A 16,085-nucleotide genomic window follows, 5' to 3' on the forward strand; every position below is an offset into this window, starting at 1 on the left:
ACTCCTTGCCGGGGGCAACTGGAGGGAGGTGGGAGTCAGGACGTGGGTACGGCGGGGTCACTCGGCCGCTCCTGTGAAGGTGATTCGGGCCAGACGCACCGTGCCCCGCAGCATGACCTGTACGTCGCGCACGCCGGAGGCGGTCAGCGGCGTCTCGTGGCCGCGGTAGTCGTAGGGGCCGTCGGTGGCGGGGATGTCCACGGTTGTCGTACGGCCTTCGACCGTGATCTCCACCGAGCCCTCCCCCGCCGCGGACACCTCGACGGTGCGGGAACCGGCCGCGAAGTCGCAGCTACGGAAGAGGAGTTCGTTCCCGGGTGCGGTGGCGGTGACGGCGTCGCCGTCCGTCTTCGTGCGGTCGACGATCTCGGTGCCGAGCTGCTCGTCGTAGTCGGCCGCTTCGAGTCCGTGGTACAGGACGGGGCGGGGACCGGACCGTTCGCCGTCGACCGTGACCACGGTGGTGAGCCTGATGTCCGTGGCGGAGGCTCCGGCCCGGACTTCGTACGCCCCGGGTTCGACGGTCCAGCGGCCGTGCGCCACGTCCCAGTGGCCGAGTTCGGTCACCGGGACGGCGAACTCGATGCGCTGCCCGGCACCCGGCGCGAGGTGCAGGCGTCGGTGGCCCACGAGCTGACGCAGGGGCCTGACGACGGACGGTGCCAGGGCTCGCACGTAGAGCTGGGCCACCTCGTCGGCGGCAACGACGCCCGAGTTGGTGACGGTCACCGACACGCGCAGCCGGTCTCCGTCACGCTCCGCCGTCAGCCCGGTGTACGTGAACGCGCTGTACGACAGTCCGTGGCCGAACGGGTAGAGCGGCGTGCCCTCGTAGTAGAGGTACGTCTGCCGTGAGCCGATGATGTCGTAGTCGAGCAGACCGGGAAGCTCCGCGTCGGAGGTGTACCAGGTCTGCGGGAGCCGGCCGGCCGGGGAGACGTCGCCGGACAGGATCCGGGCGAGCGCGGTCCCGGCTGCCTGACCGCCGTGCGCGGTCCAGAGCAGGGCGGGAAGCGCGGCCGCGGCGTCGGTGAGCGCGTACGGGTAGGCGGAGGTGACCGCCAGCACGGTGCGTGGGTTCGCGGCGTGTGCGGCGCGCCAGATGCGTTCCTGGTGGACGGGCAGGTCGAGGGTGGTGCGGTCCTCGGTCTCGCGGCCGTTGATGTGCGGGTCGTTGCCGACGACGACGATCACGGTGTCGGCGGCCGCGGCCGCGCGGGCGACGGCGTCCTCGCCGCGCTCGACGACCTCGATCTCGAAGACGGTCGCGGCCGGTCCGGCGTCCGCCACCCCGGCGTGTCCGGAATCTTTCTCGTCCACCCCGGCAACCTTTACGCCGTCGGCGGCAACCGAGACGTACCCACCCGTTCCGATGTGCACAAGGCGGTGCCCCCCGGCGTGACCTTCCACCTTCTCCCAGCGGAACGTCTCCTGGACGATCCAGCCGCCGGGTTCGTCCGCGGACGCGCGTACGTACCCGTCCTCGGCGACCGACAGATAGCGGCCGTCGGGGTCCCGCAGGGTGAGCACACCGTTGCCCCAGTCGACGAGTGCCAGCTCGGACGGGCTGTCGCCGCACGTCAGCGGCGGAAGGTCGGTGCGGCCGGTGAGGAGCGCCGGGTCGAGGGCGCCTTCCGCGCCCTGGGTTCCGGTGCAGGCGTCGGTGTCGGGGATCTGCAGCCAGCCCGCTGCGCACTTCAGGCGGACCAGGTCGGCGCCCTCCGCGAAGGTCACCCGGTCCGCGCCGAACCGGCTCCGCACTCCGTCGAGCGGGGTGGACCGGTGGATCAGCGTGCCGCTGTACCAGTCGAGCTTGCAGGCGTCGGCGAGCAGGCCGACGACCGCGATGGTCCCGGGCGCCCCGGGGTCGAGCGGCAGCAGACCGTCGTTCTTCAGCAGGACCACGGCCTGTTCGGCGGCCTCCTGGGCGAGCGCCCGGTGTTCGGCCGTGTCGAACGCGGTGGTGTCCGCGTGCGGGTCGAGTCCGGGGTCGAACTCCCCCAGCGAGTAGCGCAGTTCCAGCAGGCGGCGGACTGCGGTGTCGATGTCGATCTCGTCGAGGAGGCCCTGCTCCAGTGCGCGGCGGATACGGCCGGTCATGACGGTGGAGTCCTGGCCGTGGTCGGTGAAGCTGTCGACTCCGGCCTTCAGCGCGGCGGCCGTGGCCTCTTCGTGGGTGTCGAAGTAGTGCTCGGAGTCGACCAGGTTGGACGGCGCCCCGGCGTCGGAGCAGACCACGAGCGACTGCTCGGTCCAGCGTCGCAATTGCTGGGACAGGAGGGGCGAGACATGGTTGGGCCGCCCGTTGACCAGGTTGTAGGCGGGCATGACCCCTGCCACCGCGCCCGCCCGCACGGCCTGGCGGAACGCCCGGAGGTCGTACTCGTGCAGCACCCTCGGACGGACCGACGACGAGGAGGTGTCCCGGTCGGTCTCGTTGTTGTGGGCGAGCCAGTGCTTGAGCACCGGCGCGGTGCGCCAGTAGTGCGGGTGGTCGCCGCGCAGTCCGCGGGTGTAGGCGACGGCGATCGCGGAGGTCAGGGCGGCGTCCTCCGCGTACCCCTCCTCACCGCGCCCCCACAGCGGATGACGCAGCAGATTCACGGTCGGGGCCCAGACGTTGAGGCCGACCCGGTCGTCCTTGGCCCGCTTGGCCCGGACCTCGTTGCCGACCGCCTCGCCGACCCGGCGCACCAGGTCGTCGTTCCAGGTGGCACCCAGGCCGACGGCCTGCGGGAAGACGGTCGCGGGGCCCATCCAGGCCACGCCGTGCAGTCCCTCCTGACCGGTGCGGAAGGCACCGATCCCGAGCCGGTCGACCGCGGGTGCGAACTGGTGCAGCATCGCTATCCGCTCGTCGAGGGTGAGCCGCTGAAGCAGATCGTCGATGCGCCGGGCGAAGGGCAGTTGCGGGTCGCGGAAGGGCTGCGGATGTTCCGTCACGTGCGGGTCCCCTTGGAGAGGTGGGAGGTTTTGCGAGGTCCGGGCCTGTTGAGGATCCGTCCAGGCCTCGGAAGATCTTTCGAAGCGCTTCGATGCTCTGCGTCAACCCCCGCGGGTGTCAAGGGTGCGGCCTTGTCATTCACGGCCAACCGGGGCTCGATCGCACCGGGAGACGGTTCGGAAACAGGTCGGAGGAATCTGGAAACGGACTCTTGTGCCTCCGGGACCCTTCACTTAATCTCGCTGCAACATCGAAGCGCTTCGACAGAATTTCGATGGGGTGCCGGTCACCCGCAATCTTCTTCATCTCCTGGGACGGTGACGCGTTCTGTCACCGTGTCACCTTCTTGTTGAACCGCTTCACCTCGGCCGGTCCAGCCGGTTCCACCGGCCCCTCCGGCCCAGCCAGTAACGCCCCACCTCAGACACAGGAGCCGAACGGCGGTCGCCCGCCGCGTGTCGTCCTGGTGCGCCTCGAAGGGTTGACGCAATGACGCCGAATTCCTCCCCCGCCTCCACCACCCCGAGCCGACGGAGCTTTCTCGCTTCGAGCGCTGTGGCCGCGGTCGCCGTGGCCGGCGGGGTGCCGCTGCTCGCCGCCTGCGGCGGCGGCTCCGGTTCCGGGAGCAAGGAAGGTACGACGACGGGCAAGGCGCTCAAGAAGGTCCTGCCGAACTACGTCCCGTCGAACCTGGTCCAGCCCGACGTGGCGGGCGTCAACGGCTCGAGCCCCGGTTTCACCGAGCTGCCCGACCCGCTGGCCACCTCGGTGAAGTCCGCGCCGGGCAAGGGTTCCGCGTTCCGGATCATGACTCCGCTGTGGGGCACCGTCCCGAAGAAGAACAACCCGTACTACACGGCCGTGAACAAGGCGGTCGGCGCGACGCTGAACTTCGACCCGCAGGACGGCAACACCTACCAGGACAAGATCGGCGCGGTCCTCGCCGGCTCCGACATACCGGACGTCGTGACCATCCCCGGCTGGAACATGCAGGGCCAGATCCGCAACGCGATCACCGCCAAGTTCGCCGACCTGAGCCCGTACCTGGCCGGTGACGCGATCAAGAAGTACCGGAACCTGGCCAACATCCCGACCGGTGCCTGGCAGTACTCCGTCTTCGGCGGCAAGCTGCGCGGTCTTCCCATGCCGTCGCCGATCCTCGGCAACGCGATCTTCTACCGCAAGGACCTGATCGGCTCCGGCGCCGTCCCGGGCAGCGCCGCCGATCTGCTGGCCTTCGGCAAGGAGTACACGGACGCGAAGAAGAAGGTCTGGGCCTTCGACGACCTGTGGACCTGCATCCAGAAGATCTTCGGGCTGCTGCCCGACGCCCCGCACTACTGGCAGCTGGAGAACGGCAAGCTCGTCCACAAGATCGAGACGCAGGAGTACCGCGAGGCACTGGCCTTCGCCCGCAAACTCCATGACGGCGGTTACGTCCACCCGGACGCCGAGGCCGGCAAGGACGCCGACTCCAAGATCCGCTTCACCGGCGGACGCGTCCTGATGTACAACGACGGCACCGGCGGCTGGAAGGGCATGGTCACCGAGCAGGCCGCCGCCAACCCGAAGTTCGACATGCAGGCGCTGGACTTCTTCAACCAGGACGGCGGAAAGCCGGTCCTGTGGCAGGACGACCCCGCCGGCATCTTCACCTTCCTCAGCAAGACGCTGCCGAAGGCGAAGATCGAGGAATTCCTCGGTATCGCCGACTTCGCCGCGGCGCCGTACGGCACCAAGGAGTTCATGCTCACCAACTACGGCGTGCAGGACACCCACTACACGATCAAGGACGGGGTGCCGACCTTCACCCCGCAGGGCATCCAGGAGGCCCAGCCCTCCACGTTCCTGTTCCTCGCCTCGCCTCCGCACACCATCGCCTTCCCCGACGAGCCGCAACTGGTGAAGGACTACGCGGGATGGATGGCCCGGCAGGCCCCGAACGTCAAGAAGCCGCTCTTCTTCGGCATGCAGATCGTCGAACCGCAGCGGTACGCCTCCCTGTACACGCCCTTCGACGACCTGCAGAAGGACATCCGTCGCGGCCGCAAGAAGGTCAGCGACGTCGACGCCGCGGTCACGACGTGGAAGAACAGCGGCGGCGACAAGTTGCGCGACTGGTACCAGGGCATTCTCGACAAGAACGGCTCCGGCAACTGACGCGTACGACGGACACGGACCCGTACGTACGACAGCGAGACGGCCGCCGGGCACAGGGATCCCCGGCGGCCAGGGCGGAGAGCACGACATGGGGAGCACACGGTGAAGCCACGGGCCACGGTTGCGACCGAGACGGACCGAGCGGCCAACCGGCCGACGGGCCCGCTCGGCGACGGCGGGAGCGAGGACAGCGGAGGCGGAGACAGCAACGGCACCGCAGGCGTCAGGGACAGCGGCAGGAAGCCCCCGGCCGCGGACAGCACCCCACCGGTGGCGGGCGGCATCACCTGGCGCCTGCGCCTGCGCCGGGACCGCACGCTGGTCCTGATGACACTGCCCGCCATCGCTCTGCTGCTGATCTTCAACTACATCCCGCTGCTCGGGAACATCGTGGCCTTCCAGGACTACGACGTGTACGACCTGGGCATCACCGGCAGCCCCTTCGTGGGCTTCGACAACTTCACCCGGATATTCGAGGACTACCGCTTCTGGCAAGTCCTCATCAACACGCTGGTCATCTTCCTGACCCAGCTGCTCCTCTTCTTCCCCATCCCGATCGCCATCGCCCTGCTGCTCAACACGATCATGAGTGCGCGGGTACGGGCCTGGGTGCAGGCCGTCGTCTATCTGCCGCACTTCTTCTCCTGGGTGCTCGTCGTCACCGTCTTCCAGCAGATGTTCGGCGGGGCCGGCCTGGTCGCGCAGTGGATGCGCGAACACGGCCATGAGGGCTTCGACCTGATGACCAATGCGAGCTTCTTCAAGTTCCTGGTCACCGCACAGGCCGTGTGGAAGGACGCCGGGTGGGGCGTGATCGTCTTCCTCGCCGCACTCGCCGCCGTCAACACCGATCTGTACGAGGCGGCGGCCGTGGACGGTGCGGGGCGCTGGCGCCGCATGTGGCACGTCACTCTGCCCGCGCTGCGTCCGGTCATCGCGCTGCTGCTCGTCCTTCGGGTCGGCAGTGCGCTCAACCTCGACTTCGAGCAGATCCTGCTCCAGCGCGACCAGGTGGGTCCGGGCGCTTCCGAAATCCTCGACACCTACATCTGGTGGACGGGCATCAAGACCGGCGACTTCGGCTACGCGGCCGCCGCCGGAATCTTCAAGGGACTGTTCAGCGTCGCCATGGTGCTGGGTGCGAACAAGGTCGCTCACATGCTGGGCGAGCAGGGGGTGTACTCCAAGAAATGACGACTCTCCTGGAAACGGACAAGGACAACCGCCGGACGGAGCAGCCCTCCACGACACCGGAGGAGTCACCGCTCAAGCGCGCACTGCGGATCGAGCCCCGCCCCGTGTGGGAGGAGGAGCCCACCAAGGTAGGTCTCGCCTTCAAGGGCTTCGGTCTCGTCACCATCTGCGCGATCGTGCTCGTACCTCTGTGGGTGGTGGTCGTCACCAGCCTCTCCGACACGAAGACGATCAACGACGCGGGAGGTCTGGTCGTCTGGCCGAGGACCGTCACCTTCGTCGCGTACAAGGAGCTGCTCGGCGGCGGCGCCGTCACCCGGGCGGCCCTGGTGAGCGTCGGCCTGACCCTCGTCGGTACGGCGTTCAGCATGGTGGTCTCGGTACTCTGCGCATACGGGCTGAGCCGGCGGGACTCCTTCGCGCACAGCAAGCTGCTGATGACGCTGATGGCGACGATGTTCTTCGGCGCCGGGCTCATCCCCACCTATCTGCTGGTCACCGGCATCGGACTGAGCAACAGCTACTGGTCGATGATCCTGCCCAGCGCGATCAGCGTCTTCAACATCCTGGTGCTGCGCGGCTTCTTCATGGACACCGCGCCCGAACTGATCGACGCGGCCCGTATCGACGGCGCGGGCGAGTGGCGGATCCTGCTGCAGATCGTCATGCCACTGTCCCGAGCGGTGATCGCCGTGATCTCGCTGTTCTACGCGGTCGGCTACTGGAGCCAGTGGTTCAACGCGATGCTCTACATCCAGGACAGTGACAAGTACCCGCTCCAGATGATCCTGCGCCAGCTCGTCCTCCAGCACCAGGTGCCGCCCGGCGCCATGGGCGCCGCGGTCAGCAGCGGGGCGATCAACAGTCTCGCCGTGCAGATGGCGGTCATGGTGCTGGCGCTGATCCCGGTCGCCGTGCTGTCGCCGTTCGTCCAGAAGCACTTCCAGAAGGGCATGCTCACCGGCGCCGTGAAGGGCTGACACGCACCGCACGCTCCGGACCTCACCACTTCCTCCGCTCTCTCCCTCTCCTTTCCTCCACCGGAAGGTGTTCGCCATGCGCGCTTCGTCCGCGCCCACGCCCAGTCGTCGCAACGTGCTGGCGGGAGCAGCCGTCGCGGCTGCGGCCGTCGCTCTCCCGGTCGCGGCTCCCGCCGCCGCCCACGCCACGAGCCGGCGGACGCCCCATGGCGTGCGGGGGGCTCAGGCATACCGCTGGCGCACGGCGGCGCTCGGCGGCACCGGCTTCGTCACGGGTCTGCTGTTCCACCCGTCGGTGAAGGGACTGGCCTACGCCCGTACCGACATCGGTGGCGCCTACCGCTGGGACGACGCGCGGTCCCGCTGGACCGCGCTCACCGACCAGTTGGGCTGGGACGACTGGAACCTGCTGGGCGTGGAGGCGCTGGCCGTCGACCGGGCCCACCCCGACCGGCTGTATCTCGCGCTCGGCACGTACGCCCAGTCGTGGGCCGGACCCGGTGCGGTGCTGCGGTCCGAGGACCGGGGAGCGACCTGGGCCCGTACGGATCTGACGGTGCGGCTCGGGGCCAATGAGGACGGCCGGGGCGCCGGTGAGCGGCTGCTCGTCGACCCGTGCGACAGTGAGCGGCTCTGGCTCGGCACCCGCCACGACGGGCTGCTGCGTTCCACGGACCGGGGTGCCACCTGGGCGTCGGCCGACTTCCCTGCCACACCGGCGGCGAACGGCCAGGGCATCATGTTCCTCGTCGCCGCGGGCCGTGCGGTGTACGCGGGCTGGGGAGACGGCGGGACGCCGCTCTACCGTACGAACGCTTCCGGCGGCTGGGAGGCGGTGCCCGGTCAGCCGTCGGGCGGTGTCGCGGCGTCGAAGGTACCGATCCGGGCGGCTTACGACACCAATGCCCGTGCCCTGTACGTCACTTACGCGGACGCACCCGGCCCCAACGGGCAGGCCGACGGTTCGGTGCACCGCCTCGACACGGTCACCGGCAGCTGGACGGACGTCACTCCGGTGGCGCCGAACTCCGGCGCCGGGGACGGCTTCGGGTACGGCGGGGTCGCCGTCGATGCCGGGCGGCCCGGCACGGTGGTCGTCACCACCAACAACCGGTGGGCGCAGGTCGACACCCTGTTCCGGTCGACCGACGGCGGATCCACCTGGACATCGCTCAAGGACACGGCGGTCCTCGATGTGTCGGAGACGCCGTATCTGCGCTGGGGCGGGGACACGGCCAAGTTCGGCTGGTGGATCCAGGCCCTGGCCGTCGATCCGTACGACTCGCACCACATCGTGTTCGGCACGGGCGCCACGGTCTTCGGGACCCGCGATCTCGTCCACTGGGCGCCACAGATCCGCGGTCTGGAGGAATCCGCGGTCAAGTTCCTGATCGCCCCGCCGACGGACGGTGCACGACTGCTCAGCGGACTGGGGGACATCGGCGTGATGTATCACGAGTCGCTGACCACGTCCCCGTCGCGCGGTATGGCGTCGAACCCGGTCTTCGGCACCGCGACCGGCCTGGCGCTGGCCGCGCTCGAACCGTCCTATGTCGTACGTACGGGCTGGCCGTCCGGCTCCGGTGCGGCCGGGGCGTACTCCGAGGACGGCGGCAGGAGCTGGCAGCCGTTCGCCGCGCAGCCGGAGATCGCGGCCGCGGCCCCGGGACCGGTCGCCGTCGGGGCGGACGGGGCGACTCTGCTCTGGTCGTTCATCCACTGGGACGGCACGAAGTATCCGGCGCACCGCTCCACGGACGACGGCGCGACCTGGACCGAGGTGGCCACCTTCCCCAAGGGCGGCACACCGCTGGCCGACCCGCTCGACCCGACGCGGTTCTACGTGTACGACACGGACACCGGGACGGTGTTCCGCTCCACCGACTCCGGCACGACCTTCACTCCGGGCGCCACTCGACTCCCCTCCGGTGACGTCCAGTTCAAGATGGCCGCCGCTCCCGGCCGCAGCGGTGACCTGTGGCTGTCGGCAAAGGACAACGGACTGTTCCGGTCCACGGACGGTGGACTGACCTTCGACGCCGTGGCGGGCTGCCAGGCCTCGCACGCACTGGGCTTCGGCGCGGCCGCGCCGGCCGGCCCCAGGAAGTCCGGCCGCCGGGTCCGCGACCCCTACCCGGCGATCTTCCAGACCGGGCGGGTCTCCGCCACCTTCGACGGGGTGGCGGTGCTGCGCTCGGACGATGCCGGCGCCACCTGGGTCCGGATCAACGACGACAGCCATCAGTGGGGCTGGACCGGCGAAGTGATCACCGGCGACCCCCGCGTCCACGGCCGTGTCTACCTGGGCACCAACGGCCGCGGCATCCAGTACGCAGACCCGGAATGAGGAGCGTGAAGTCCATGCCGTCCCTGCGCGACGCAGCCCGTGGCCGCATCCTCTTCGGCGGCGACTACAACCCCGAGCAGTGGCCCGAGGAGGTGTGGGAGGACGATGTACGGCTGATGAAGGACGCCGGGGTCAACTCCGTCACCCTCGGGGTGTTCTCCTGGGCGAAGATCGAACCACGCCCGGGCGCCCGGGAATTCGGCTGGCTGGATCGTCTGATGGACCTGATGCACACCCATGGCATCGGGGTCGTGCTCGCCACACCGACCGCTTCCCCGCCGCCGTGGATGGGGGCGGAGCACCCCGAGACGCTGCCGCGTGGCGAGGACGGCTCGGTCGTCTGGTACGGATCACGGCAGCAGTTCTGCGCCAGTTCGCCGGTCTACCGGCGTTACGCGGCGTCCCTCACCGAGGACCTGGCGGCGCGGTACGCCGATCACCCGGCGCTGACCGTGTGGCACATCAACAACGAGTACTGCACGCACTGCTGGTGCGACGGGACCGCCGCGCACCTCCGCCGGTGGCTCCACGCTCGATACGCCACCGTCGAGGCACTCAACGAGGCCTGGGGAACGGCCTTCTGGAGCCAGCGCTACGAAACGTGGGAGCAGATCCTGCCCCCACGCAAGGCGCAGTACATGAAGAACCCGACGCAGGTGCTGGACTTCAAGCGGTTCACGTCCGACGCGCTGATGGAGTGCTATCTGGCCGAGCGCGACATCGTCGCCCGGCACACCCCTCAGATCCCGGTGACCACCAACTTCATGCCGTTGTGGTCGGGGCAGGACGCATGGGCGTGGTCGGCCCAGGAGGACATCGTCTCCGTCGACGTCTATCCCGACCCGAAGGACCCGCAGGCTGCCCAGTACAACGCGATGCTCGCCGACATGACACGCTCCCAGGCGGCCGGGCCATGGATGCTGATGGAGCAGGCCGCGGGGCCGGTGAACTGGCGGGGTGTGAACCATCCGAAGCCGGCCGGCCTCAACCGGCTCTGGTCGCTCCAGTCGGTCGCGCGCGGCGCCGACGCCGTCTGCTACTTCCAGTGGCGGCAGTCCCGCCAGGGAGCGGAGAAGTTCCACTCCGGCATGCTCACGCACGCGGGCGAGAACGGCCGCACGTTCCGGGAGGTCAAGCAGCTCGGCGCCGAACTGGCCACGATCGGGGCGGCGGTGAGCGGTGCGGACGTGCCGTCCGAGGTGGCGATCCTGCACGACTGGGACTCCTGGTGGGCGGGCGCCCAGGAGGGCAGGCCGTCCAGGCTCCTCGACTACACGGAAATCGTGCAGAGCTGGCACCGGGCCCTGTGGGAATCAGGCATCAGCACGGAATTCGCCCGCCCCGAGGGCGACTTGACCGGGTTCCGGATGGTGGCCGTACCGCAGCTGTATCTGCTGACGGATGCCGCGATCGACAACCTGGTCGCCTACGTACGGGGTGGCGGGACTCTCGTCTGCGGCTTCTTCAGCGGGATCGCCGACGCGGACGACCGGATCAGGCCGGGCGGCATGGACGTGCGGATGCGTGAGCTGTGCGGCATCCGTACGCTCCACGAGTGGTGGCCGCTCGACGCGGACACCACGGTGGAGTGCGACGGCTTCCGGGCCTCGGTCTGGTCGGAGGAGCTGGAAGCGGATCCGGGCGCGGAGGTCGTCTCCGCGTACCGGGGCGGCGAGCTGGACGGGCTGCCCGCCGTAGTCCGCAACGACCGTGCGTACTACGTCTCGACGCTGCCCGAACCGGAGGCGCTGCGCGCCCTGCTCGGCCGGGTGGCGGCCGAGGCCGGGACGGCGCCCGTGCTGACCGGGCTGCCCGAGGGTGTGGAGGCCGTCCGCCGCGGCGATCTGCTGTTCCTGCTGCACCACGGCCGGAGCAGCGTCACCGTACCGGTGCCCGGTGCGCAGGTGGATCTGCTGACCGGGGCGGCGGTCAACGGCTCCGTGGAGCTGGGCCGCTACGGCGTGGCCGTGCTGCGCGGCGCAACCCTGTGACCGCGGCAGGTACGGAGGCCGGCGCCCCGGGCCGCGACGGCACGTGGGAGCCACACCCCGCCGCCCGCTGGGAAGACGCCTTCCTCGGCGGCAACGGCCGGCACGGAGCCATGGTGTACGGAGATCCGGCCGACGACCGGGTCGTCGTCAACCATCACACCCTCGTCCGCCCCAACGGCAGCGAGCACGCCGGACCGCCCCTGCTCGCAGACCGGCTGGAGCAGCTTCAGGACGCGCTCCTCGCCGGGGACACGACGGCGGCCGAACAGTTCGGGGCGGAACACCCGCTGCTGTGGGTCCAGCCGTTCCACCCCGCCTTCCAGACCCGGGTCCGCCGCCTGCCGTCGACCGTCGACCGTCGCGCGGGGACGGCCGGCTACCGCCGCTCCGTCGACTTCGCCACCGGGGAGATCTGCGCCTCACACAAGGACTGGCGGAGCCGGGTCTTCGTCTCACGGGCCGACGACGTCATCGTCCAGTGCATCACCGGGTTCGGGCTCGCCGTGGAGCTCACCCTGGACCACGCACTGCCGGGTGCGCCCCCGCGTCTCGCCGTCGGCCGCAGCACCGCACTGACGGCCGACGGCGCCCGGCTGGCCCTGCGGGCCGGCTACCCGTCCAGTGATCTGGCCTACACGGGCGTCACCGTGGCCCGGGTGGACCGGGGATCCGTGACCGTGTCGGGCGAGGGCATCCGTATCGACGGCGCGCGGACTCTGCTCCTGCTGACCCGGGTACGGCGTCATACGGGCGACCTGGACCTCGCCGAGGAATGGGAAGCCCTGCCGTACGCCGACTACGAGACGCTGCTCGCCCGGCATCGGCCCCTGCACCGCACCGCCTACGAGCGCGCCACCCTCACCCTGCATGCCGAGGCGAAGGAACGCGCCTTGCCGGGAAGTGAGTTGATACGTCGCCCCGAGAGCCCCGCGCTCCTGGAGCGGCTGTTCGCAGCGGGCCGCTACCACCTGCTCTCCGCCGCCGGGGTGCTGCCGCCACGGCTGACCGGTCTCTGGACCGGCGACTGGGACACCGCCTGGTCCGGTGCGTTCACCACCAATGCCAATCTCAATCTCCAGATCGCTTCGGCCGCCGCCGCGGCACTGCCGGAGGTGTCCGAAGCCCATGCCGGTCTGGTCCGCGGCCAGCTGGCCGACTGGCGGGACAACGCCCGCGCGATCTTCGGCGCCCGGGGCATCGTCGCCCCGACCCACACGGACGGCGAGTCCGGCCACAACCACCACTTCCAGCGCGCCTATCCGCACCATCTGTGGACCGCGGGTGCGGACTGGCTGCTGCAGCCCCTTCTGGAGCACGCCGAGACCACCGGCGTGACGGACCGCTGGCTGACCGACGCGCTCACCGAAGTGGCGGAGTTCTACGAGGACTTCCTCACCCGGAACGCCTCGGACGGCACGCTCGCCATCGTCCCCTCGTACTCACCGGAGAACCGTCCGGCCAACGCGAGCTGGGGGACGATCAACGCCACCATGGACATCGCGGCGTCCCGTCACGCCCTGGCCACCGCAGCCGGGCGCTCCCCCGGCCATCCGGCCGCTGGCCGCTGGCGCGCGCTCGCCGACCGGCTCCCCCGGTACCACGTCAACGAGGACGGCGCGCTCGCCGAATGGGCCTGGCCGGGCCTGCGGGAGACGTACGACCACCGGCACCTCAGTCATCTCTACCCGGTGTGGCCGCTTGGCGTGATCAACCCGTACGACACCCCTGATCTCGCGGACGCCGCACACCGCGCACTGGAGCTGCGCGGCGCGGAGAACGACTCCGCGCACGGCCATCTGCACCACGCCCTGATCGCTGCACGGCTGCACGACGGTACGCGGGCCCTGGACGCACTGAACGCCGTGCTGGCGGGCGACTTCTTCCACCGCTCGCTGATGTCCTCGCACTATCCGTCCCGCGATGTCTACAACGCGGACGCCGCCCATGCACTGCCCGCGGCGGTCATCGAGATGCTCGTCCAGTCCACCCCGGACCGGCTGGTGCTCCTGCCCGCGCTCCCCAGCACGTTTCCGTCCGGCGAACTGCGCGGGGTGCGCACCAGGTTCGGCGCCCGCGTGGATCTGTCCTGGTACGAGGACGGTCACGCCACGGCCGTCCTGCACCCCACCCGTGACGCCCGTGTCGATGTACGCACGGGCGGCGGGCTCACGCTCACCGACACCGCGACACGGCGCTGCACCGACACCCCTGCCGAGCCCCCCACCGAGACCTCCGCCGGAACTCCCGTAGCTCTGCTGGACCTGACGGCCGGCGTGGACCGCGTCCTCACTCTGAGGCAGCGGTAGCGCATCCCCCACCCCGACTCCCCGCACCGTGACTCCTCCTCGGCGTGAACGCCGGGGCTTCTCGCTAAGCCGTGTCGGCGTTGCGACGGACCAGCCCGGCCCGTAGTACGTTCAGGGCGCCCACCGTGTCGGCGTGCGCGGTGTGGCCGCACGCGGTGCAGTGGAACTTCTCCTGTGTGGGCCGGTTCTCCTTCGCGGTGTGCGCGCATTCGGGACACCGCCGGGAGGTGTTGCGGGGGTCCACGGCCATCACTTCCCGTCCGGCACTCTCAGCCTTGGCATTCAGGATCGCGAGGAACACCCCCCATCCGGCATCTGTGATGGAACGGTTGAGTCCGGCCTTGGCGGCGGCCCCGTTGGGCAGGAAACTGCTCGGCTTCTCGGGGTCGGGTTTCGGTGCGGGGGTTTTGCTCATGTTGCGGATCTTGAGGTCTTCGTGCGCGATGAAGTCGTGCTCACGGACCAGGTGGAGGGCGGTCTTGTGCGCGTGGTCGAGCCGCTGACGGCGAACCTTGCCGTGCAGGGACACGACCTTCTCCGCCGCACGCTGGTGGTTGCGGGTACGGTCCTTCGCCTTGCGCCGCGGGAACCGGGACAGGGCCTGCTGCGCGGCCTGAAGCTTCGCAGCGGCCTTGCGGGCGTGCCTGGGGTTGGGCACGAACCCGCCGCCCGAGTCGGCGAGGAAGTTCGCGATGCCCAGGTCGATGCCGACCATGCTGCCCGTTGCCGGGAGCGGTTCGGGCTGGTCCTGTTCGGCGGTCAGCACGACGAACCACTTGCGGCCTTCACGCTTGACCGAGACGGTCTTGACCTTGCCGGCCACGGGCCGGTGCTGGTTGACCTTGACGTGTCCGATGCCCTGGAAGCGGACGCGGGTGACCCGGTCGTGCGGGGTGGAGTCCCATCGGACCCCGTCGCCGTCCTTCGGGAACTCCACCGTGTCGAACCAGTTCACCCCACGAAAACGCGGATACCCCGGCGCCAGACCGGCTGCGACCCGGCGGAAGAACGCGGCGAACGCCTTGTCCAGACGGCGCAGCGTGGCCTGCTGCGAGGAGAACGACCAACGCCCCTGACGCTCCGGATCGAACGCCCTGATGTCCTTGAGCTGGGCGGACTGCTGCCCGTACCTGATGCTCGTCTTCGAGGGATGACGGTAGGCATCGCGCCGTTCCTCTAACGCCCCGTTGTACAGGGAGCAATGATCGCGCAGCATCTCACCGAGCGCGACCGACTGCCGGGCGGTGGGCCGCATCAGAAACTTGTACGCACGAATCATCCAACCCACCCCCCTTTGCGGTCAGTACGGTCAACATAGCTGGCGCCACTGACAACGCAGGGCACTCCGGCGCTCCGCGCCTCCGGGCCGAGGATCGCATTCCCGCCCGGCCGGAAGGCCGGGATTCCCTGCGAAGATCAGCGATGGCACGACGCATCCTCAGCAGGTTCGTACTGGCGCCGGCGGCCGCGGTCGCCGCCCTGATCGGCTTCGCCGCCGCACCTGCCCAGGCCGCGATCTGGTCCTCCTCGGACCAGTGGGGCAACTACACCACCAGCGACGGATACACCCTCTACAACAACATCTGGGGATCCGGCGCGGGCTCCCAGACCATCTGGGTCAACTCCTCCAGCAACTGGGGGGTCTGGGCCAACCACCCGGACACCGGCGGCATCAAGTCGTACCCCAACGCCAAGAAGGTCGTCGGCAGGTCCATCACCTCGCTGACGTCGCTCGCCAGCAGCTACAACGTCACCGTCCCGTCGACCGGTGACTACAACACGTCGTACGACATCTGGGACACCGACTACGACTACGAAGTGATGCTCTGGGTCAACTACAACGGCGATGTCGGCGCGCTCGGCACCCCGCAGGGAACGGCGACACTCGGCGGCCACACCTGGACCGTCTACAAGGGCGACAACGGGTCCAACCAGGTCTTCTCGTTCCTGCGCACCTCGGACTCCTCCTCGGGCACGGTGAACATCCTGCCGATCCTGAAGTGGATCAAGGACACCAAGGGCTGGTGGGGCAACGAGACCATCGGTGACGTCCAGTTCGGCTACGAGATCACTTCGTCACCCGGCGGCCTGGACTTCACGACGAACGGGTTCAGCGTCTCGTCGAGCTGACCCGCACAGGAAGGAGCCGGCCCCTCACGGGGC

General features: G+C 69.6%; 9 protein-coding genes. 7 read left to right on the top strand and 2 right to left on the bottom strand.

Annotated elements, in window-relative coordinates; translation table 11 throughout:
* Positions 1 to 57 precede the first annotated feature (57 nt).
* Complete coding sequence (locus OG963_RS09920; RefSeq protein ID WP_371798768.1) at positions 58 to 2,943, bottom strand: glycoside hydrolase family 3 C-terminal domain-containing protein; 2,886 nt, start codon at positions 2,941 to 2,943, stop codon at positions 58 to 60.
* A gap of 556 nt (positions 2,944 to 3,499) precedes the next feature.
* On the opposite strand from OG963_RS09920, the gene OG963_RS09925 reads away from it, so the two are divergent.
* The 6 genes from OG963_RS09925 (at position 3,500) to OG963_RS09950 (ending at position 13,922) form a co-directional block, all read left to right on the top strand.
* Positions 3,500 to 5,104 carry an extracellular solute-binding protein gene (locus OG963_RS09925; protein WP_371800278.1) on the top strand — a complete coding sequence of 535 codons (1,605 nt, stop codon included), beginning with the start codon at positions 3,500 to 3,502 and terminating at the stop codon, positions 5,102 to 5,104.
* A 102-nt stretch (positions 5,105 to 5,206) separates the two neighbouring features.
* Complete coding sequence (locus OG963_RS09930) at positions 5,207 to 6,298, top strand: ABC transporter permease (protein ID WP_371798769.1); 1,092 nt, start codon at positions 5,207 to 5,209, stop codon at positions 6,296 to 6,298.
* Positions 6,295 to 7,278, top strand: coding sequence for a carbohydrate ABC transporter permease (locus tag OG963_RS09935; RefSeq protein ID WP_371798770.1), 984 nt, complete (start codon positions 6,295 to 6,297; stop codon positions 7,276 to 7,278). The genes OG963_RS09930 and OG963_RS09935 overlap by 4 nt, the downstream gene beginning before the upstream one ends.
* A gap of 76 nt (positions 7,279 to 7,354) precedes the next feature.
* A complete protein-coding gene (locus tag OG963_RS09940) occupies positions 7,355 to 9,625 on the top strand; it encodes a 1,4-beta-glucanase (RefSeq protein ID WP_371798771.1) in 2,271 nt (756 codons plus the stop codon).
* A gap of 14 nt (positions 9,626 to 9,639) precedes the next feature.
* Entirely contained in the window at positions 9,640 to 11,616 is a 1,977-nt protein-coding gene (locus tag OG963_RS09945; protein WP_371798772.1) for a beta-galactosidase, read from the top strand.
* Complete coding sequence (locus OG963_RS09950; RefSeq protein WP_371798773.1) at positions 11,613 to 13,922, top strand: glycoside hydrolase N-terminal domain-containing protein; 2,310 nt, start codon at positions 11,613 to 11,615, stop codon at positions 13,920 to 13,922. The genes OG963_RS09945 and OG963_RS09950 overlap by 4 nt, the downstream gene beginning before the upstream one ends.
* Positions 13,923 to 13,986: 64 nt before the next feature.
* On the opposite strand, the gene OG963_RS09955 is transcribed toward OG963_RS09950, so the two are convergent.
* The gene (locus OG963_RS09955; RefSeq protein WP_093931004.1) at positions 13,987 to 15,201 is read right to left on the bottom strand and encodes an RNA-guided endonuclease TnpB family protein; all 1,215 of its coding nucleotides are present in this window, start codon (positions 15,199 to 15,201) and stop codon (positions 13,987 to 13,989) included.
* Between the two features lie 143 nt (positions 15,202 to 15,344).
* On the opposite strand from OG963_RS09955, the gene OG963_RS09960 reads away from it, so the two are divergent.
* Complete coding sequence (locus OG963_RS09960) at positions 15,345 to 16,052, top strand: hypothetical protein (protein ID WP_371798774.1); 708 nt, start codon at positions 15,345 to 15,347, stop codon at positions 16,050 to 16,052.
* Positions 16,053 to 16,085 lie beyond the last annotated feature (33 nt).

The sequence above is a fragment of the Streptomyces sp. NBC_01707 genome (assembly GCF_041438805.1).
In the GTDB taxonomy this organism is placed as follows: domain Bacteria; phylum Actinomycetota; class Actinomycetes; order Streptomycetales; family Streptomycetaceae; genus Streptomyces.

Bases quoted from the DNA above. Each gene is read 5' to 3' on its own strand.
- OG963_RS09945 (WP_371798772.1), top strand. From the start codon at position 9,640: ATGCCGTCCCTGCGCGACGCAGCCCGTGGCCGCATCCTCTTCGGCGGC.
- OG963_RS09960 (WP_371798774.1), top strand. From the start codon at position 15,345: ATGGCACGACGCATCCTCAGCAGGTTCGTACTGGCGCCGGCGGCCGCG.
- OG963_RS09940 (WP_371798771.1), top strand. From the start codon at position 7,355: ATGCGCGCTTCGTCCGCGCCCACGCCCAGTCGTCGCAACGTGCTGGCG.
- OG963_RS09955 (WP_093931004.1), bottom strand. From the start codon at position 15,201: ATGATTCGTGCGTACAAGTTTCTGATGCGGCCCACCGCCCGGCAGTCG.
- OG963_RS09935 (WP_371798770.1), top strand. From the start codon at position 6,295: ATGACGACTCTCCTGGAAACGGACAAGGACAACCGCCGGACGGAGCAG.